Origin of the sequence: Paenibacillus sp. FSL R7-0198 (assembly GCF_038000415.1) — a bacterium.
Taxonomy (GTDB): domain Bacteria; phylum Bacillota; class Bacilli; order Paenibacillales; family Paenibacillaceae; genus Paenibacillus.
In genome coordinates this window covers 5,286,655-5,307,134 of the sequence record NZ_JBBOCB010000001.1, presented here as the reverse complement: position 1 = coordinate 5,307,134, position 20,480 = coordinate 5,286,655, and the positions used below count along the sequence as shown (strand labels likewise).

Below are 20,480 nucleotides of genomic sequence, written 5' to 3'. Positions count from 1 at the left end.
CATGATGCCCTCCCAACCATAGCAGCGTTTATGAAGCTAAAGTGCGTGTTCAAAAAGTTAGGTTTTCAGTACCGAGACGATGGTATGAAGCTAGAAATGGAGTAGCGGAGCGTAGGAGAAAACTACGTGAGCAACGGACATTTCGGCTGAATCCCATATTCGACGCTGATGATGCCGTGAGGCATCCTTCGTAATCAAAAGCAGACTTTTTGAACAACCTCTATTACAGCAATGCTTTTACGCGGCTAACCACGTTGTCCACTGTAAAGCCATACTCTTGGATAACACGGTCGCCAGGCGCGGAAGCACCAAATGTGCTGATTCCGAGAATGTCACCTTGATCGCCAACATATTTCTCCCAGCCCATTGGATAAGCCATTTCAATCGCAAGGCGAGCTTTAACATCCGGAAGAAGAACGGACTCTCTGTAAGCTTTGTCTTGTTTCTCGAACAGATCCCAGCTTGGCATGCTGATTACGCGAACTTGGATGCCTTGTTCTGCAAGTGCTGCTTGAGCTTTAACAGCCAATTGCACTTCAGAACCTGTAGCGATGATTTGTGCTACCGCTTTGCCATCTTTTGCATCAGAGACAACATAAGCACCACGTTTCACGTTCTCACGCGAACCTTCAACGGTACCTTCGAGGATCGGCAGGTTTTGACGAGTGAGTACGAGTGCAACCGGGTTGCTCTTGTTCTCAAGCGCGTAAGCCCAAGCAGCCGAAGTTTCATTACCGTCAGCCGGACGAATAACCGTCAGGTTAGGAATGATACGCAGTGATGCCAATTGCTCGATCGGTTCGTGCGTAGGACCGTCTTCACCAACAGCGATACTGTCGTGAGTCAGAACATACGTTACAGGCAATCCCATCAGGGCAGCCAGACGAACAGCCGGACGCAGGTAATCGGTAAATACGAAGAACGTACCTCCGAATACTTTCACACCGCTGTGCAGTGCCATACCGTTCATTGCTCCAGCCATACCGAATTCACGGATACCGAAGTAGATGTTACGGCCGGAGTAATCTTCAGGTGTGAAGTTCTCCAGGTTGTTCAAGTGAGTCATTGTCGAGCTTTCCAAGTCAGCAGATCCACCTGTCAGTTGTGGCACATTGTGCGCCAGACCGTTCAGAGCGTTACCGGATGCTACACGAGTGGAGAGCGCTTTGTCTGTTGCTGCATATTTAGGAAGATCACGGTCCCAACCTTCTGGAAGGTCGCCGTTAATCGCTGTTTCAAATTGAGCTGCCAGCTCAGGGTATGCTTTTTTGTACTCGGCAAATTTCTCGTCCCAAGCTTTATTAGCAGAGATACCACGATCTTTCACTTGTGCAAAGTGATCGCGAACTTCAGCTGGTACGTGGAAGTTTTCTTCGTAAACCCATTTGTAATACTCTTTAGTCAATTTGGCTTCGTCTGCACCCAGTGGAGATCCGTGAGTACCGCCGTGGCCGCCTTTACCTTGTTTGTTCGGGCTACCATAACCGATAACCGTTTTAACTTCGATCAGTGTAGGACGCAGTGTATCTGCTTGACCTTCCTGAATTGCTTTTTCGATTGCAGGCAGATCGTTACCATCTTCAACCCGCAGCACTTGCCAGCCATAAGCTTCAAAACGCTTAGCGATGCTTTCAGAAGAAGACAGATCCAATTTACCATCCAACGTGATGTCATTGGAGTCGAACAACATGATCAGTTTACCCAGGTGCAAACGTCCAGCCAGGGAAGCTGATTCATGCGATACGCCTTCCATCAAGTCGCCATCACCACAGATTGCGTAAGTGTAGTGGTCAACTACGTTGAACTTGTCTTTATTGTATGTTGCGCCCAGTTGAGCTTCAGCCATCGCCATACCAACAGCCATTGCAATACCTTGACCCAGTGGGCCGGTAGTTGCATCAACACCTGCAGTATGTCCGAATTCCGGGTGACCCGGTGTTTTGCTTCCCCATTGACGGAACTGTTTCAGTTCTTCCATTGGAAGATCATATCCGCTCAGGTGCAGCAAGCTGTACAGCAACATGGAGCCATGTCCTGCAGACAGGACAAAACGGTCCCGGTTAACCCAAGTTGGGTGGTCCGGGTTATGAGTCATCGTTTTTGCAAAAAGTTGGTACCCCATTGGAGCGGAGCCCATAGGCATACCCGGATGTCCGGAATTTGCCTTCTCAATTGCATCAATCGCCAAAGTACGTACGGTAGTAATCGACAGGTTGTCGATCGTGCTGTTCTCGTCCTTTTGAATCGCTTCGTTCTTGTCAGTCATGGTTTGTCCTCCTCATGTCTTTAGATAAGTCGGGTGCGCAAGCGAATCCCTCTCATCATACAAGCAAACCGAATTTCACAATAAGTGAATCCGCTTGAGTGTTTCATTTTGACTTATTCACTTTTGTATTGTATCACTTGGCGTGAAGCTTTTCCATAACCTTCTTTGAGAAGTTCATGAAAAATCGATTGTTTGTGATGAATAATCCTTGGCCAATCAAGCAAAAATCGTACTTTAAAAGGTACTAAATTCCAAAAGCAGACTTAAGGAGCCTCACAAATCCATCGCATGAAGTATAACCTTTAACCTGAAAACCATGCATTTTTTAGATATTCATCCTCAATTCACATATAATGTTCCTGAATATGGATTCGAAAGTTGGGCTATGGTTTACTTTTCAGATGTACATACGTCAATCATAGGAGGTTGCGATCATGCCAGATTCTGCGGCTCACCCATCAACATCGGTAAAACACTCATTACCCTGGATATCCGGTATTTTAACGGGGGTTCTCTCGGGAGTTATCCTGGGATTTTTCCTTAAAGTGATTCAGGCCAACACAGGTGAACAAGTATATACCCTGCTGCTGAATATTGATTTTGTACCTGGTCTTCCGCCAACCTTACCCGAATTCATTGAATTTGCTTTGCATCTCATCGTGTCCGTTGTCATCGGTATCTTCTATCTGTGGTGGGTAAGGCATTCAGGCCGCCCTATGTTCAAAGGAATTATGCTCGGTGCAGTTTCGTCCCTGCTCTATATCCCACTCTCTCAATTGTCATCACGTGTGCCAGACCTGTACGATGTGTCCGCCATCCTCTACTGGATTGTAGGACATCTGCTGTTTGGTATTATGCTTGGCTTGTGCGGAAAGTATATTATGAATGCAAAAAAAGCGACTCCCGCTTCGTAAACGAATTGGGGTCGCCTTTTTGTTAGTCTATTATGTGTTTCCGAATCAACCTTGCACAGTATTAAAGCATGAGCTTAAAATACAACGGTTTTATTTTCATGAACAAGAACACGGTCTTCGACATGCCATTTCACGGCACGTGCAAGCACAACCCGCTCAATGGTACGTCCAATACGCTTCAGCTCGGTTACATCGTCCCCGTGGCTTACACGCTGCACATCCTGTTCAATAATCGGGCCGCCATCCAGTTCTTCCGTAACATAGTGCGCTGTCGCACCGATAATTTTGACACCACGGTTGTACGCCTGCGCATACGGTTTACCACCCACAAAGGCTGGCAGGAACGAATGGTGGATATTAATGATTCGATTACGGTAGTGCTCAATGAACATGGGAGAGATGATCTGCATGTAACGAGCCAGAATAATCACATCCACATCATTGCCAATGACGTCCAGTTGACGCTGTTCCGCTTCTTTCTTCGTGTCTGCTGTAACCGGAATATGATGATATGGAATGCCAAATGATTCTACATAGTCCTTCATGTCCAGATGGTTGCTGACCACAAGCGCAATATCGGCATCTAGGTCGCCTGCCTGCCATTGCCACAACAATTCAACCAGACAATGATCTTCTTTGGATACAAAGATAGCCAGTTTCTTCTTGCGGCTAACCGCAGATAACGTCCATTCCATCTGAAAACGGCTTGCTACTTCTGCAAAATCAGCTTCCAGTTTCGGTAAATTGACCAACAATTGCGGAAGATCAAACTCAATTCGCATAAAGAACATGCCGCCAGCAGGGTCCATGGTGTACTGGTCCGACTGAACAATGTTTGCACCATGCTGGTGCAAGAAGTGAGATACGGCAGCTACAATTCCTGGACCATCCGGACAGGAAATAAGCATGCGCGCACGATCGGCGCGGTTTTTAGAATCAGGGCGTACTTGTTTAGTGTGGATCTCCATCGGGTTATTCTTCCTCCTTCAATTAAGCCATGACCTGCGGGGTTAACCCGCAAGCCATGCAATCAAGCGATGATTCAGTTGTTCTTCATTCAAATGCGGGAATAAAGCAGCTTCAGTCACCATGTCATAGAGGCGTTCCAGCGGTTCGCGCGGATCTGCCTTTTTGGCTTTGGCATCATTTTTGAGCAACGTCCACACATCCAGAATATACGAACGAGACTCAATCTCTTTACCTTTGAAAAAGTGTTGCAACTGTTCTACTTCTGTCAGGAAATCCTGGCCGAATCGACCGGCAACATCCCCACGAAGCAGGGCAATCTCCACCTCATACATTGGACGCTGTGTCTTGGCCTCTTTACCAATCCAAGGTGTCTCCAGAATAAATGGACGTCCTTGAAGCTTCTCATGGTTGACGATGCGGTTAATCGCCTCAAACCCGATCCAGCCGGAGCCAATTGGTGTATGACGGTCCTTGTGCGCACCCACAGCATTCTTACTATCATTAATATGCATTACGGCAATGCGGTCAAGTCCTACCGTGCGATCGAATTGTTCCAGTACACCGTCAAAATCATTAACGATATCATATCCGGCATCATGAATGTGACATGTATCCATACACACAGTGAGGCGCTCGTTATACGTTACTTTCTCAATAATCTGAGCGATCTCTTCGAAACTGCGACCCATTTCCGTACCTTTGCCAGCCATGGTTTCCAGAGCAATGTTCACATCTGTCTCTTTCACACCCTCCAGCACTTCATTCAACCCTTCTGCGATCCGTCCGATCCCATAGTGGGCATCTTTGTCTGTAAATGCGCCGGGATGTAATACGATGTTCTTCACACCAATGGCATGTGTACGACGGATCTCTTCCTGAAGGAAATCTACAGCGAGTCTATACGTGTTGTCTTTGTATGAGCCAAGATTAATAATGTACGGTGCATGGACAACGATATCTTCCATTCCACCCTCTTGCATGGCAAGTTTGCCTTCTTCAATATACATGGATTCAATTGGCTTGCGACGTGTATTCTGTGGTGCACCCGTATATATCATAAACGAACTGGAACCGTACGAGGACGCTTCCTTCGTTGCACTCAATAATCCCTTGTCCGAAAAGGACACGTGGGAGCCGATTTTCAGCATTATTGATCCCCCTTAATCTGAATTATCCCTTATTCTAACGCGATTATCGAAATAAATCTAGAAATGCGCTATAATTCGGGATAGAGGCTATTTTTAACAGCTACTATGTGGAACATGGGTAGGCGGAATCCGTCTTTCCGTGAAAATCAATGAACCGAGGTGACTCCGCAATGATTTTCGACTCCTACGCGATGATACTGACCAGCAGTTCCCCCAGCAATTGGTTTATGAATACGATCGCATTCTGGACTTTTGTATTGCTTGGCAGCATGTGTATCGGTGGATTTTTCATGATGCGCAAGTTTTTAAAAGTGCTACCAAAAGCAGACGGAAAGTCCAAACTGGATTGGCAGAATTATTGGGTTGAAGCCAGCCGTCACTTGTGGACTGATGAAGCCAAAGCTTTTTTGGATCAACTCGTGGAGCCTGTACCTGGGCCATTTCGTGACATCGCCAAACATTCCATTGCTGCAGAGATTGGTAAAATTGCAGTCGAAGACAACGCAACGGAAGTATCGAGAGATCATTGCATTAAAGGATACATTATTGCCACACCGAAGCGGGATAATAAGTTTTTGGTGAAATTTTTGGAGAAAAACAAAATCGATTATTCCCCTTATCAACATTTGATTAAATAAAATAAAAGATGAGTTAAGTGGCATATGGATTTGGTTAATTAGATACAGATATGCTCCGTCAGGTAAGTTGTTCCCAACAGGCATTGCTTACCGTACGGGGCTGTTTGTCGATTCAACGGTATATATCAGCGCAGTGAAAATCAGAGAGGATGTTTGATATGAAAATTGCCATTTGTGGAGGTACCGGATTTGTGGGAGGAGCACTTGTAGATTACTGGCTGCAAGCCGGGCACCATGTGAAAGTTATTACACGAAAACTGCCTGACTTGCATAATCCAAGTAAAAATCTTTCATATATATCGTGGGAACAAGTCGAAGAACAACCTCACTTGCTGGAAGGTATGGACGCTCTCGTTAACCTTGCCGGAGAAACGCTGAATCAACGTTGGACAACCAAGGCAAAGCTGGAGATTGTTGAATCCAGAGTCACGACCGTAGCGCGGGTAGCCCGATTGGTGGAATCCTTGGAACAAAAGCCGGAAGTGGTCGTTCAGGCTTCGGCCATGGCCATTTATGGAACCTCCCCTAACGAAACCTTTGACGAGAATAGTCCGCAAAAATCAATGAATTTCCCTTCCCGGGTCTCGGAACAATGGGAAGTTGCTGCAGATGCAATCAAAAATGTAAGACTCGTTAAAATCCGGGTAAGTCTGGTTCTTGGACATAAAAGAGGGGCTTTTCCATTGATGAAACTTCCTTACATGCTGGGTGTTGGTGGCAAGATCGGCAGTGGCAAGCAATGGACTAGCTGGATTCACATTATGGATATCGTAAGACTCATTGATTTTAGTATTCAAAATAAACAAGTATCAGGTCCGGTCAATGCTTCCTCACCGAACCCTGTCACCAATGATGAATTCGGTCGCACGGTGGGCAAGGTGTATCATCGCCCTCACTGGTTCCCCGTACCCAGCTTCCTAATTAAAACCTTGGTCGGAGAACTATCCGTTGTCGTGCTTCAGGGGCAGAGAGTCATTCCGCAAAAAGCTCTCGACCACGGATTCCAGTTCACCTTCCCAACATTAACACAGGCTCTTGAAGATCTGAAGCACCGTGGCTTATCCGACTGATTGTACCACGAGATTGAACTATGTCTTATCCAACCGACCGATAGGTGTAAACTGATTCCGCAAGTGTAAATGTGTCTCCATCCGCCAATGGATACTCCTTATACGGAGCAAGAATATTGCCCTGAAGAACGGTGCCATTGACGGAACCCAGATCCTTAATCACATAGCCCGATTTGTTCCGGCTCAATTCCACATGAGCACGGGACACCCCGGTCGCTGTGTCCACCCACTGAACCATGTCTGCTGATCTTCCGATGACAAAAGATGCTCCTTGCACATCCATCCGTTCATGTTGATCACCGGTGCCAGATCTTCGTTCAAGATAATAAGACGCCATCACCGGGCCTGCCCCTATAACATTACCTCCACTCAGATTCTGCAAATTCACGGTTGCCTCCGCAACTGCATCCTGTCGAATTAGCTCTGAAGTTGAAGCTACCGTTTCCACATGACGCTGAACGATCGGTGGTTCGGAGTGTTCAGATGTCATATGCAGACTTTGATAACGAGAATGCTCGCTACCACCTTCTGAGGCGGATGCAACTGTTTGATTTATGCGTTCCGCTGGTCTTTCAGCTGCATTCCAGCGCCAACTCTCCTGAAATAATTCCTCAACCTCTTCCGTTTGCTCGCCTTTGTTCTTACCTAAATTAAATGAAAAAGACCTCTTATTCTCTGAGTCATTATGAGGACTTCCCTTGCGCTTCCACGTCCATCCTGCTACACCAAGCAAGCCAAGGCTTAGTACCATGCACAGGATCATCTGCGTCTGTCCCGGTTGCTCCATGTAAATAAATCTCCATACCAATGCCATGGCAACCATGCAGCCCAATATGATATAGGTTACTTTGGAAGAACCGGGCTTCTCCTCTACTTCCATATCAACACGCTCTAGAGAATCATATCGATTACTCAGTCCCTGATCCATGCTATTTGATCTCTCTAATGAAGATTGCTCAGATGAGCGCCTGCCTGGAAAGGTTCGAGATCTCAACGGAATGTCTCCCACCTCGGATTCACTCGTTTTCTGCGGCTGACGGAAATTTAGTTGCGGCTCCACAGCAGCATTTTGAACAGGAGCACCGGGTTGATATGATCGAGAATTGGCTAATCTGCTATCCCGCTCAGAAATCGACAAATGAAGATTACCTTTTGAATTATCGAAGGTTTCCGAAGTTCTGGACGAGAGAAATGCTGCGCTTCCTCCATTCTCTTGCTCGTCAGCATATAATTCCAGCAGAAGCTCTCGCAACTGTCTGATATCCCAGCGTTCATTGTCACATAACTGCAGAACACGCTGAATGCCTTCCCCTTGGAGTTCCTGCACCTGGGCCATCAGCCTGATCACAAGCTCACGGAATTGCTGCGGCGTTGGATCAACTTCAACCGTATCCATGATTGGTACATAGACCATTCCAAGCTCACCCTGTTCGAATGAACCGTTGATGAACAAGTACTCTTCCTGGATCAATAATTTACGAGGCTCCAACATATACTGTCGGCATTCCGTGAAGGCATCGGCTAGTTGAAACAACAGACCATACAGAACACGCAACTTGATTTTGCTTGACTTTAACATCTGGGATAACATCTTGTACCCTGATATGTCGTACTGCAAAGTTACATTTCGATCGACTTCCCGAATATGAACAGGAAGAAGTCGCGGAATCTGATTGGAGGACAACATCCCCATCTGCACCCGGCTCAATTCCTCCATTCGTAACCCTTCTGCTTTTTCCAAAACCATGAACGCTCCACCATTACGAATAAAATCTCTCGTTAATCCATACATGCCAATCCTCTCTTTCCGTTGCTATATAGGATCAACTAAAGAAAGTTACACTGGGTACTTCGATGACGGAACAACCTTCCGATCGCTGTTATCCCCAGATTTCTCGATTCCCTTTGTAAAGGGGAAAATCCGGGGATAAAGGCGAAGCATATGCTTCCGATGCAGCTTTATTTCAGAAAGCTTTTAGCTCCGCTTCTTCAGGTTTTTTTCCGTCCTCTCCGTTCTCGTGTAAAAAGTTTAGTTGATATAAGTTGAGTTACAATACACCACACTCTTCCACTCCAATCGCAGTGCTATCTTCGATCGCTGTTATCCTAACGTTTTCCAGACTCCTGATATCAAGGGAAAAGTCTTGAGACAAGGACCGTAATAAATCCAGGTAACACCGCCAGCATAAACGGAAACTTCAATGTCTTCTCTTTATTTACCAGCTTGAGCGAACCGAGCATGAAAAAACCTGCAAGACTGCCTGCCATACCCCGAATCCGTTTCGCTGAGTCCTTGCGGAATAGAAGTATCACTAAACCAATGGCTCCCGCATACAAAACGGAGTAAATAATGACATGAATGCCAAAAGCAAGCCCTGTCCATGCGCCAATCCCACCAAACAATTTCACATCTCCTGCTCCTACGGCCCCAATCGCATACATCAGAAACAAAATGCCAAAACCTGCTGCAAATCCAGCGGCTGAGAACAAAAAACCATCCCAACCTCCCCATATGATATGGGCCAGTACGCCTGCAACAGTCACAGGTAAAGTCAATCGATTTGGAATTTTCATGGAACGAATATCTGTAATAAAAGCTGCAATAATGTATATGCCACAGGCAATGTAAAACCACTCCACCTCCATCATCCCCTTCCTTATTTTCTGGAGGCCACTGCAAACGTAGTCTCCGTCTTGGCACCTTCCCCTGTCTCGACAACAAAACTCCATGTTCCTTCTGTTGTCCGAGTACCAACAAACCAGTTCCATTCAATAATTCCATTCTCATCTGCGGTGGCCCAGCCAATGTGCTTCGCAGAACTTTCACCTGACTTGTAAAATATCGTTAAGTTGGCTGTCGCTCCTGGTTCTACCTTCACCTTGATCGTTGCATTGTTGCCTATGTAAGCCGGGTCAGGCTTCGACAGTACCGTTGCTGAACCCGCAGTATCCCCGTCTCCTGCGCTGCCATCTGATCCTTCTCCGGTATCTCCAATCCATACCCGTTCTGCCGCAGCAGCCTGAATCCGTAGCGGTTTACTGAGAAAGGGAACTTTTACCGGCAATTCATAACTCAGTTCAAGTCGGAAATATGGATTTGTTTTGTTTTTTAGATCAGGTATCGAAATGCCATTCACATGAACACGTTCCATATTCAGCAGCGTTGGCTCGATAAATGGTTGAAGCAGCGGTTTTACCGTGGGATCAAGTACAGTTTCCAAGACGGATGTCTTGACCTCCTGTAGTGGCTGTTCACCACTAGCCGCTGCTGAACGTACCCAATCACTTAATGGCTCAGGTAGAGAAGAAGCATAACCTTCTGCCCATTCCGTCAGAGATAATTCTGGTATCTTCCAACCCCCTCCAGAACCTTCTCCGCCGGCAGAATCAGAAGGTGTGAATGCCAGGGAAACGGGATATATTTTCGTTGATAATTGCTTTACTGCTTCCCCTGCTGTACTCTGTAAAGCTGTGGAGATTAGAGTCATTTGCACAATGAAGATGAGAAACATGATAAAGAACAGAAAGACAGGTAACACCAGTGAGGCTTCCAGAACCATGCTGCCCTGTTCCTTTTTCGGAGAACATATCTGCTTATTCAGAGACTTCAATCGTTGCAATCTGATTATTCGTGTTAAACGAATCTGCAATTGTGCGCTTTCTTTTTCATATTGTTGCTGCTTATCCATAATCCCTCCACCGAAACGATCCTGATCATTCAATAGGAATAATCCGCCTTCCGCTCAATGAAAAATCGCCCATCTTCAACCTGATCCGCACTACCCATAACTGCACCTATGCTTCTAACCACCCCTGGTAAAAACCACAGCTTGATGCTGCTGCGCATGTTACCCGAAGCATACGTCTGTTTCTCATCCGGATTCACACCCGTATTCAATCGAATTAGCGCCAGCATTCTGGACATTTTGCGTTCATTGTTGCTGTGCATCAAGAGGAACAATCGAAGATGGTCCCTATACGTCAATTTGACCTTGATATACTTGGACAATTCCACACTGCCCTCTTTTGCTAGTTTCACCATATCGGCAATGGCGTTTGTAATCCCGTATAAGATTGCCGCCGATAATACCAGAAGTGGGTTCCCAAGCTTGCTGTACTCAATTAACCCTTCTGCCGTTCGAATAGCCAGCCGCATTCCGAAGATTTCCGCATATGCCGCAGCGATGTTACCCGATGGATTATGAAACCCGTAAACGATATACTCCAGTTCCTGATTCTCCAATTTGAAGACATCACCAGCATCTCCACCACCTTCAGTCCAGGTAAATAACTGACCAAAATCCATGGAGTTGAAATAGGCTAAAGCATATTCATTCTGAAATAATTCGTCACCAAGACTGTCCAGCATACCGGACATCCCGCCAAACAAACTGTCCATTCCCTTCATGGCATCGCCACCAGACTCATAAGGATCTCCAGCAATCTCTACCTTTTTGGCCTCCTCACGACTAGCCTCGTTAAAAGCAATATTAGCGTTGTAATATTCCTCCAACTGTTTGAAAGCGTCCATGGAACCCGAACTTCCATTCTGAATCTGCGACAAGATTCGTTTGACTTCCTTTAATTTCCCTTTGGATTCTTTGTCATTCGCTTTGCGTTGGGCATCCGACCCACGACCACTCTCCAGCTGCTGCTTACTTTGGAGGATGAGATTGGCAGGACCGCTACGTACATAAGTGTCCATATATCGTTCCGTAACCTGACTTGCCTGTCTGACCGCCGGTTTAATCGGAACACCGCTCATGGCCGTGACACTGCGAAGCTGTGTATTCAGTTCCATGTTGTCTCTTCTGACGTTAGAGAAGTCCGAATTCTGGGAAACAACCCGTGCCTTCAACTGATCAAATAGGCTATCTGCCCTCACAAGCTCCGAAGCAAGAGAACGTGTACTTTTGGCTTCACTTCCTGATCCAGTAGATGCAGGACTCGTCCCAGGAAGATTCGAGTTGCCCACATTGTCGTAGCTGGCATTCTGCGAACGGTTCTCCCCCTCAGCGATTACACGTTTCATTTCCTCATTGATCTTGCGTGCTTCTTCGATCTTGGACTGTGCTTCCTCCAGCTTTGTTTGATGGGCCTGTAACGCGGGCTGCATGATCATGCTGATGCCTGTCACCACATTACCAACACCGGTCCGATAACGAGCCAGTTCCAATATGTATCGTTGCTCTCTGAACGGCAATCCCTCATCCGCCTGTTTCTTGTTCAGATAATCTGCATAACGTGCTGCTGCCTCGTCAGCTGTCTCTGGTGTTTCTTCCAACATTTCTTCATAGATAACTTGTGAAGGCGGGTCCATGATCAACTTTGGAAGATTCTTCAGCTTCTCCGCGGATTCCGTCTGATTAGCAATGACTTCATCCAGTAGTTCTTCACGTTTGTCATATAACTTCTGTAATTTTTTCAGCAAGTCTACCGTGTGCGCAGCTTCCTTCATCTCGTCTGACATCGGTTTGAACCGATTGATCACTTCAAGGGTAAAATCAACCGGAGCCCGATACTTCATGTCCTCCTGAATCTGGCGATTAAATATATCGTATCTGCCCAGTTCACGCTCCATGCTCAGCGAAGTTGTATCCCACTGGATATCCAGAATGGGAAATCCATCTTTTACAGCTGAAGGCTTCACGCTATCATTCAACACTTTAGCCATAATTGCATCCCCACTGCTGTCCCCATACCCAAATAAACCATACCCCCGGAGTGATGTGTCATAGGCTGACATGACGGATCTCATCGCAGCATGAGTCATGCGTTCGGTCTGCACCTTGAATGCCGCTATACGAGCGTAATCAATAAATATAGCGACAAACATATAAACACCGGCCAATATTAATATTAAAAAAAGGGTTACGGCTCCCGACTCACCGTCTTTTTTTCTAAACAGCTCCGCCCTCCTCCTTTTCTCACTTTTTGCTTTTGCCAAAATGCTGCACAACCTGTCCGGCTTCTGCCGCTGTACTGGTCGCCGCACCGCCTTTGCCTTTAAACTTGGCTGCGTAATAACGGACCAGATCTACCGTTCGAATGAATTCAACCGGTTCAACAACTGCGGACGATCCTTGAGTGAGGACACGGTTACCTGAATCGAACAAAAAAGAAGGAAGAGGCAAAGAAATTACTTGTTCCAGCTTGGTTGTTATTTTCCGCTGAATCAGAAAATTCTGATACTCAATCGTTCCTTTCATAGCTGAGGGCATATGCTGCACCGCTTGTGCTAATTTCTGTTCCGAAAGATTGCCGCCTTCACCAGCAGGTATAGAAACGCTAACCTGATTATCCGCTCCCACCCAGCCAAATAGTGTTCCAAGCATACGATCATCCGTCAGTCTCCAGTACAGATTGTCATGTTCTCCAGCGACAACTTCACCCGTCATCGCCTGCTTGTGGCTGTTGTCCCAGCTATAGGCTGCACGTTCGGAAGCTGCATAGGCGTGTTGATTCAAAAATGTCTTTTGATACATGTACATGGTAAAGAAGAGCAACAACACAAGAATAAACAGCATAACAGGAAAGATCAGGGAGGCTTCAACCGTGAAGCTCCCTTCTTCCTTTTTGAACTTGTTATTCGAAGAATTCATTACTTTTATTACTCACATTAGTTAACAATCTTTCTACCAATTTTTTAATTTGGTCTTTAAAAATCAAAGCAATAATGATAATAACCCCGATAATCAGAATCAGCTCCAACGTGCCGAGTCCGTCCTCTTCCTCCCAAAACGCGTTTACCTTGTTTTTCAATACTTCCATCATCCCAATTCCTCCTACATATTCATCATCATAAAAGCAGGTGCCCCGATCATGACCACAATCGTAAAAAAGATCAGTACCATCGGAAACACCAGTTTGGAAGAAGCCTGTTCTCCCTTCGCCCGACTGACAGCCTTGCGTTTCTCCCACAACACATGTGACAGATCCCGCAGCGCCAATACAAAGTCACCTCCCCCACGCCGGAAATTCAACAGCACCGTTGTCGTAAAAATCGTCACTTCCTGTACACCGCAGCGACGACTGAACTGTTCAAATGATTGTTGAAACGAGTAACCATTATTCCAATCTCCCACCGTCTTTCTGAGTTCGTTGTACAACGGATGTTTCCGTTCCCCCTGGCTTGTCACACAGTGAACGATGGCACGTTGCACGGTCTCCCCTGCGCCAACCAACAGTACAATTCGGTTCAGCAGCTCAGGCAGTTCCATAAGAATATCCTGGTCTCTTCGCTGCACCTTTGTATTGAGGTCTTTGTAGAGCGCAAAAGGTAACGCTGCACCGAGCGCGAGCCCCCCTACCATACCTCCGATGCCCATATCTCCAACGAGTGATAACAGGCAGCCCACCAGCAGCATGAGCCACGTGTAGGTCAACATTTCGGCGCAATACAGCATCGTTTTTTCTCCACTGTGCTGTATGCCATACATTTTCTGAATGGCATGTTGCATTCGAAACATGAGCACTGGCAATCTGCGTCCAATCTCAAACTTTTCCAATATAAGCAGGAAGGGGCCATGTAATTTTTTCAGTCGTAATCCTTCCATATCCAGCTTGCGCAGATGCCGGTAGGTCTGTCCCCGGGTTCGATTCAGCACCAGCCATCCCGCTCCGAGCATCCCTGCGACTATAACGGGAAGCAGCATCGTTTCAGCTCCTTATACTTTGATATCCATAATGCGATTAATCCACAGATAACAGCAGGCGAGTACTGCCAAGGCACCACTTGAGATGAGGTAGCCCATCCCGCTATATAATGGCTCCATAAAGTCCTTAGCGGTCAGATTGAGGAATATCAGAAAAATAAATGGAGCGGCAAACATCACCTTTGATTCGAACTTTTTCTGCGATACCGCGACCATAATATCCTGCTGAATGTCCAGCTTCTCACCAATCACCGCAGAGGTACGACGCACAACCTCAACCAGATCCCCGCCAGTTCGTTTGCACGTGATGAACACATCTGCAAAATTCGTAATATCTTCAATCTGCGCCCGATCCGAAAAATCCTGTAGTGCCTCTTCGATTGGTTGTCCATACTCCATCCGTGTCCGCAATATCGTGAACTCACGAATCAGATCGGTATCGGCTTCCGGGTTCAACATCCGCAGATCCTCTACGGACTCCTTGAATCCATTTTCCACCGATTTTCCCGCGGCTAGTGCCGAAGATAATGCATATAACGCTTGCTTAAAATGTAAACTGAGTGTCATTCTTTTTCGTTCCAACAGCACTTTAGTCCAATGTTTTGGTACCCATATGCAACCCGCAGCCAGGATCGCTCCAGCCAACCAGTGATGGTAGAACAGAATTCCGATGCCAAAAAACAGCAGACCACTAATCAACATACAGACCATTCGTTGTCTCCGGGAAAGCGTATATACGGTGTAATCCGTCAACATCTGTCTGGCTTCACCCAACAGTAATCACCTTCCAATGACTTTAATTCACGTTGTTATCTGATGAATTTGTTTCAACACTATATTGTTCTATGTATCCATCCAGCCATTCCCCAAGCCCAGCCATCTGAATTTTATCCACCTGATTCAACTTTCCAACCTGTACTAACCCGCCAATAATTTTGCCTCCACGCTCTTCTTGTTCCTGGAAACGAAACAGTGGATTCAGCATAACCTCACCGTCCTGCATGCCAATCACTTCACTAATCTCTGTCACCCGCCGTGAACGATCTCGCAGCCGGGACAGATGTACAAAAATATCGATTGCTGAACTAATCTGCTGCCTTACAACCGCAATAGGAAGATCTGCACCGCTAAGTACCATCGTTTCGAGTCTGCTAATCATGTCAGAGATGGTATTCGCATGCCCTGTAGACAAAGATCCATCATGGCCAGTGTTCATGGCCTGTAACATATCCAGCGCTTCTGCGCCCCTTACCTCACCAATCACAATCCGGTTTGGACGCATCCGTAAGGAAGATTTGATCAGATCCCGAATAGATATCTGTCCCTTGCCTTCGGTGTTTGCATTCCGCGTTTCCAGTGACACCAGATTTGGTACCGTAACAATCTGTAACTCAGCCGAATCCTCAATGGTAATAATCCGCTCATCGGCAGGGATGAACTGTGATAATGCGTTCAGAAAGGTCGTTTTTCCCGATCCGGTCCCGCCTCCAATGAAGATGTTGTATTTGCTCCGTACCAACTGCTGCAATAATTCTGCCGCTTCTTCATGCAGGGCTCCCTTTTCAATCAGATCGGACATCTTCATCGGTTCACTGGGGAATTTACGAATCGTCATCGTGGGACCTTTCAAGGCAATAGGGGGCAGCACGATATTGACCCGCGAACCATCCTTTAAACGGGCATCTACGATTGGAGAAGACTCATTCACAATCCGGTTTACCCCGGACACAATCATCTGGATGATATCCTCGAGCCGTTCCCTGGACTCAAATTCAAGGGTGATCTGGCTGACTTCACCTTCCTGCTCCACAAAAATCTCCTTGTGACTATTGATCATAATTTCCGTAATATCGGGATGATCCACAAGTGGCTGCAAAATATCCAATCCACGAAAGGAGTCAAACAATCGCTGTACCAGCGTATGCCGCTCTCCTGAGGTCAGATTATCCAGCTTCGGGTCAGACAGAACTTTGCGTTCTATCCCCTGCCACAGTTCATCATCTCCTGCGGAAGAGGTTAAATCGAGTCCAGCCCTGACCTCCCTGCGCATCATCTGAAACTGTTCTTCACGATCCAGCATTCTATTGGATGAATCCGTCATAGTGCCCACCGATCCTGCTTCTGAATTCGTCCCGTCTGCTTCAATTCTTCTTCGCCATCTTGTACCAGCATGGCACATAATCTCTTCACTTCACGTTGGAAGATCGGAGAACTAAGCATGACCTCCTCCTGACTGAGTTGCTTCCAAGAAGGGATATAGGGCAACACTGCATCCAGATGCAGATCAGGACGTGGGAGTGCATTGACGACATTGTCCCGATATTTGTTAACCACAAAGCGTGAACGCTCCAGTATACTTTCGTATAGATCTGGTTTCGTACGCTCAGCATGCTGTAACCATTGTCCCCATCGATGCATGGCAGATATATCATCCTCAACGAGCCAGACAAATGCATCTGCTGCATCCAGTACCCCTTCACTGCGCCCATCCCAATCGGAATCCCCATCCAGAATCAACACGTCATATTGTCCGCAATCCGTTAAATAACAAATAAGATTCGACGTATCCTCACGAGTCATTTGCAACAGTTCTTTACGATTAGATAATGGCCAGAACACATCGGATCTCAGCGCTTCATGCCGGACTACATATCTATCCACAGCCTTAGATTGCACCTGTAACTGCTTGCCGGATTCCTTTCTGCCCACCTTCAGATCGTATAACAGACGTGACAATCCCGTCTCCGCATCCGGGTTACGCTGCCCACTTCTAGTTAGTCCCTTTTCCAGAAACGGGAGCGTACTGTCCAGCGTCTCCAGATTCAGATAGAGAACAGCATATCCTGCAAGTCCCAATTGCTTCGCCATATGCAGAGCTACTGCCGTTTTGCCACTTCCACCCGAAGCGGATACTACACCGATGGAGAGCGTCTCTTGCCCCGGATGGTGAACCTTCTTACGGCGTGGCTGTCGGCAAGCATGCATCACAGCATCCAGCAAAGCAGGCAAGGGTTGGTATTTCATCAGCCGCTTGGCCTCATCCACCTCTTCCATCCCTTCACTAAGCATTAGCCAAGGTACACCTGATCCTTCTCCCCCGTTATTCAGCCAGTCATTCAGAAACTCCGGTTCTGCAATAACCAGATCCGGTAATTCTCGACCTTCTTGCTCATTCATGTGATCCTTGAACGAATCCCCTTGGGAGAATGCCGTGAAACGCACATGGAGACCAGGCGAATTTCCCTGTACATAATCAAGCCAGGCGCTAATGTAATCTCTATCTTTTGAAACCAGAACTACCTTCAGTACAATCAAATTTTCCTTCCCTCCCTGTCAAAAAGCACAAAAAAGCACCGTCCAATAACCGCATGAATATGCAGTATATGGACGGTGCTTCCGTCACGTGCTATGAATGTATGGATAATATAGCATACAATTTCTGGGGGAGCAAGGGATTTATTCTAACCCATTTCTCCTTAAGAGTTATACGGTGAATCGAACTCAATAATGTTACGGTCAGGATCAAGTACAAAAATCTGTGCGAATCCCGCTACACTATCCGGTCTCGCTTCATACTCAATTCCCTGCTGCTCCAGCCAAGCTATAGTCCCTGAATAACTGGTGACCCAGATCGCAAAGTGGCCGTCTGTTGTATCAATCCCAGCCTCACGTAACGTGTGCCCCTCCGGGTGCTGTAACAGATGAAGCTGCTGGCTACCGATGGCATACCATGTACCTGTGGAGCGGAAAGGCGGGCGTTCAATCTCCTGCATTCCCAGTAACCCCGAATAGAATTTCTTCGCGATTTCCAGATCACGTACAGCCAGACTAACATGGTGGATGTGTGCATATTCGATCATCTTTTATATCCCCTCTCTACTTCAATATGACTATACTATAACACCTTCAACCCTGACCATAATCTCCGCTAAACAGAAAAACACCCCTGATTCTAATCTGGTAAACCTCTCGGCTCACACAGATCTAGTTCAGAGGTGCCTGTTTTATTTAGCGCTATCCAATGCTTCTTGTGGAATCTTGATCTCTTCCACTTGATCCTGGTTGGAGAACGTACTGGTCATCTTCATGTCCATCGTCATTTTCTGTCCATTCTGTTCCATCTCCATGACCATGGTTACGTCCGTACTTGCAGGCAGGTAGGTTTCTTTGTTGATCATGTATTTCATCTTCATGCTGGTGATATTCATCTGATCAAGCATGGCTTGCATCTGGGCATCCGATCCGTTCTGCTCCATCACGGCTTTGGCCAGTTCCTTCACGTTATCACCGGATACGTCAGCGTTAATCACATAATTGTCGCCTTCTTCGGTCACTTCAGTATCTTCTTCAATCTTTTTGAATTGCTCCAATTCACCTTCCGGGTTCATGCTTGCTTTCATCTGCTCAATCAGTTCCTTGGTTTGAGCTTCAGGAATCGCAACCCATTGATCCCCAACTTGAGAGTAGATTTTATCCGATGTGATATACTGCTTCACGTTCTGAGCTTCCTGTCCCGACATTTCCATTTTCATCTCTTGATAGATCATCATTGGATCTTTGATAATATCCATCTTGAGCGATGTTTTAACCTGTTGATCCTGGGACTGTTCACCAGCATCCAGTTTCAGATTCTGATCAATGTTTGCTTCAGTTGTGAAGCTTTTCATTTCTTTGGTTGCTGCATTGGTTTTGGTAATCAATTCGTCCAGGGTAGGGATCTTTGTTTCCTGCTCTGCAGGTGTATTACCCTCGTTAGATGTTTCGTTGTTAGTCGCTGGCGGCGTTGCCGTATTATCTGTATCGTTACTGCATGCTGCCAAGCTCACTGCTAATAATGCCCCGATAAATAATGTAGTCCACTTCTTCAAGTTGTTGTCCTCCCAAAATAGATATGATCTGTATTCATTACCCAATTATTTCCGTTATTAATCATAAAAATCGATCTTTGATCTCCGGTGTAGGCAACATGCACGCTTCATCCTTGCCAAACCAGCGATAACGGTTGCGAGCAACCCAGTTATAGACTGCATTACGAATAAATTTCGGTACAATAATGAACACATATAACAACGGATAAGGAAACTTCAGACCCTTAGCCAGTCGCAGTGCGGCGGTTGAACGTGTATAGTATTTTCCATATTCAATCAGAACAAAGGTATCCATACTGTCTGTCGACAAATTGCCTTTCTCCAGCAGTTCCTTGGCTACATCTGATTGGAGCGAAGCAAAATGATATTTCCCTTCCGGGTCACGCTTAATAATCCATTTGGTTAAGCCCTGGCAGAAGTGACAGACACCATCCACCAGTACGATCGGATGTCCCTGATGCACATCTGTTTGATTTGCTGTCATATTGGCTGCCTCCTATTGTTGCGGTTAGAGTAACTTACCCAATCTGGGCCTTCTTGTTGACTAATTCTAAATTTATTTCTAGAGGTAGTTCAAAAAGACTGAAAACCGCTCTTTTTGAACACGCATTTATTGGAAATATAAAGAAAAAGAGCGCAGGCATTGTGCCCGCGCTCGTATCTGTCCGACAATTACTCCGTAACTGCCTTTTCCATCCATTGGTCATCGATCATCTGTTGATGCAGGTCACTTGCCCACTGGTCCATACATTTGCAAATGAAATCTTTGCGACATACTGGACAAGGCGTTTTCTGCAAACGACTGATATTGGTCATCTTCCATTCCGGGGAACGGGAGTAGAATACACGGCATTTTGTACCGTCTACCAAATTCATTTTAAATTCGTACAATCCGTCTTCCTTGTTACCATAAGCTAATTCTAAATCTGCAATACGCGGTCTATAAGACATG

The 20,480-nt window shown here is 46.3% G+C and carries 20 protein-coding genes; 3 read left to right on the top strand and 17 right to left on the bottom strand.

The window, feature by feature from the left end; translation table 11 throughout:
• Positions 1-223 precede the first annotated feature (223 nt).
• Complete coding sequence (gene tkt, locus MKY87_RS23030) at positions 224-2,266, bottom strand: transketolase (protein ID WP_340966351.1); 2,043 nt, start codon at positions 2,264-2,266, stop codon at positions 224-226.
• 434 nt (positions 2,267-2,700) lie between these two features.
• Here tkt and MKY87_RS23025 point away from each other — a divergent pair, with 434 nt between their 5' ends.
• Positions 2,701-3,180, top strand: a complete 480-nt coding sequence (locus MKY87_RS23025) for a hypothetical protein (protein WP_340966349.1) — start codon at positions 2,701-2,703, stop codon at positions 3,178-3,180.
• 74 nt (positions 3,181-3,254) lie between these two features.
• Here the strand turns inward: MKY87_RS23025 and purU are convergent, their stop codons facing one another.
• Positions 3,255-4,148: a formyltetrahydrofolate deformylase gene (gene purU, locus MKY87_RS23020; protein WP_339299868.1), complete on the bottom strand. Its 894-nt coding sequence runs from the start codon at positions 4,146-4,148 to the stop codon at positions 3,255-3,257.
• A 42-nt stretch (positions 4,149-4,190) separates the two neighbouring features.
• Complete coding sequence (locus MKY87_RS23015; protein ID WP_091033584.1) at positions 4,191-5,297, bottom strand: deoxyribonuclease IV; 1,107 nt, start codon at positions 5,295-5,297, stop codon at positions 4,191-4,193.
• A 191-nt stretch (positions 5,298-5,488) separates the two neighbouring features.
• On the opposite strand from MKY87_RS23015, the gene MKY87_RS23010 reads away from it, so the two are divergent.
• A complete protein-coding gene (locus tag MKY87_RS23010) occupies positions 5,489-5,935 on the top strand; it encodes a DUF2621 domain-containing protein (protein ID WP_445669431.1) in 447 nt (148 codons plus the stop codon).
• Positions 5,936-6,093: 158 nt separating this feature from the next.
• Positions 6,094-7,005 (top strand): TIGR01777 family oxidoreductase, encoded by a 912-nt coding sequence (locus MKY87_RS23005; RefSeq protein ID WP_338592247.1) that lies wholly within the window; start codon positions 6,094-6,096, stop codon positions 7,003-7,005.
• A gap of 25 nt (positions 7,006-7,030) precedes the next feature.
• Here the strand turns inward: MKY87_RS23005 and MKY87_RS23000 are convergent, their stop codons facing one another.
• The 14 genes from MKY87_RS23000 to MKY87_RS22935 form a co-directional block, all read right to left on the bottom strand.
• Positions 7,031-8,797: a DUF6382 domain-containing protein gene (locus tag MKY87_RS23000; protein WP_340966348.1), complete on the bottom strand. Its 1,767-nt coding sequence runs from the start codon at positions 8,795-8,797 to the stop codon at positions 7,031-7,033.
• 338 nt (positions 8,798-9,135) lie between these two features.
• The gene (locus MKY87_RS22995) at positions 9,136-9,651 is read right to left on the bottom strand and encodes an A24 family peptidase (RefSeq protein WP_340967530.1); all 516 of its coding nucleotides are present in this window, start codon (positions 9,649-9,651) and stop codon (positions 9,136-9,138) included.
• 11 nt (positions 9,652-9,662) lie between these two features.
• The gene (locus MKY87_RS22990) at positions 9,663-10,694 is read right to left on the bottom strand and encodes a pilus assembly protein (protein ID WP_445669463.1); all 1,032 of its coding nucleotides are present in this window, start codon (positions 10,692-10,694) and stop codon (positions 9,663-9,665) included.
• A gap of 29 nt (positions 10,695-10,723) precedes the next feature.
• A complete protein-coding gene (locus MKY87_RS22985; RefSeq protein ID WP_340966345.1) occupies positions 10,724-12,952 on the bottom strand; it encodes a hypothetical protein in 2,229 nt (742 codons plus the stop codon).
• On the bottom strand, positions 12,933-13,607 hold the full coding sequence (locus tag MKY87_RS22980) for a TadE/TadG family type IV pilus assembly protein (RefSeq protein ID WP_340966343.1): 675 nt from the start codon (positions 13,605-13,607) through the stop codon (positions 12,933-12,935). Before MKY87_RS22980 ends, MKY87_RS22985 begins: the two co-directional genes overlap by 20 nt.
• A complete protein-coding gene (locus MKY87_RS22975; RefSeq protein ID WP_091033599.1) occupies positions 13,591-13,779 on the bottom strand; it encodes a Flp1 family type IVb pilin in 189 nt (62 codons plus the stop codon). The genes MKY87_RS22980 and MKY87_RS22975 overlap by 17 nt, the downstream gene beginning before the upstream one ends.
• A gap of 11 nt (positions 13,780-13,790) precedes the next feature.
• A complete protein-coding gene (locus tag MKY87_RS22970; protein WP_340966340.1) occupies positions 13,791-14,660 on the bottom strand; it encodes a type II secretion system F family protein in 870 nt (289 codons plus the stop codon).
• Between the two features lie 12 nt (positions 14,661-14,672).
• Positions 14,673-15,416: a type II secretion system F family protein gene (locus MKY87_RS22965; RefSeq protein WP_091016179.1), complete on the bottom strand. Its 744-nt coding sequence runs from the start codon at positions 15,414-15,416 to the stop codon at positions 14,673-14,675.
• A 40-nt stretch (positions 15,417-15,456) separates the two neighbouring features.
• A complete protein-coding gene (locus tag MKY87_RS22960) occupies positions 15,457-16,761 on the bottom strand; it encodes a CpaF family protein (protein ID WP_340967529.1) in 1,305 nt (434 codons plus the stop codon).
• The gene (locus tag MKY87_RS22955; RefSeq protein WP_339785508.1) at positions 16,758-17,975 is read right to left on the bottom strand and encodes a nucleotide-binding protein; all 1,218 of its coding nucleotides are present in this window, start codon (positions 17,973-17,975) and stop codon (positions 16,758-16,760) included. The genes MKY87_RS22960 and MKY87_RS22955 overlap by 4 nt, the downstream gene beginning before the upstream one ends.
• Positions 17,976-18,136: 161 nt before the next feature.
• The gene (locus tag MKY87_RS22950) at positions 18,137-18,520 is read right to left on the bottom strand and encodes a VOC family protein (RefSeq protein WP_017690000.1); all 384 of its coding nucleotides are present in this window, start codon (positions 18,518-18,520) and stop codon (positions 18,137-18,139) included.
• Positions 18,521-18,664: 144 nt separating this feature from the next.
• Positions 18,665-19,528: a DUF6612 family protein gene (locus MKY87_RS22945; RefSeq protein ID WP_340966336.1), complete on the bottom strand. Its 864-nt coding sequence runs from the start codon at positions 19,526-19,528 to the stop codon at positions 18,665-18,667.
• A gap of 61 nt (positions 19,529-19,589) precedes the next feature.
• Positions 19,590-20,012 carry a thiol-disulfide oxidoreductase DCC family protein gene (locus tag MKY87_RS22940; RefSeq protein WP_340966333.1) on the bottom strand — a complete coding sequence of 141 codons (423 nt, stop codon included), beginning with the start codon at positions 20,010-20,012 and terminating at the stop codon, positions 19,590-19,592.
• A gap of 188 nt (positions 20,013-20,200) precedes the next feature.
• Positions 20,201-20,479 carry a hypothetical protein gene (locus MKY87_RS22935; protein WP_017690003.1) on the bottom strand — a complete coding sequence of 93 codons (279 nt, stop codon included), beginning with the start codon at positions 20,477-20,479 and terminating at the stop codon, positions 20,201-20,203.
• Between the last annotated feature and the right edge of the window lies 1 nt (position 20,480).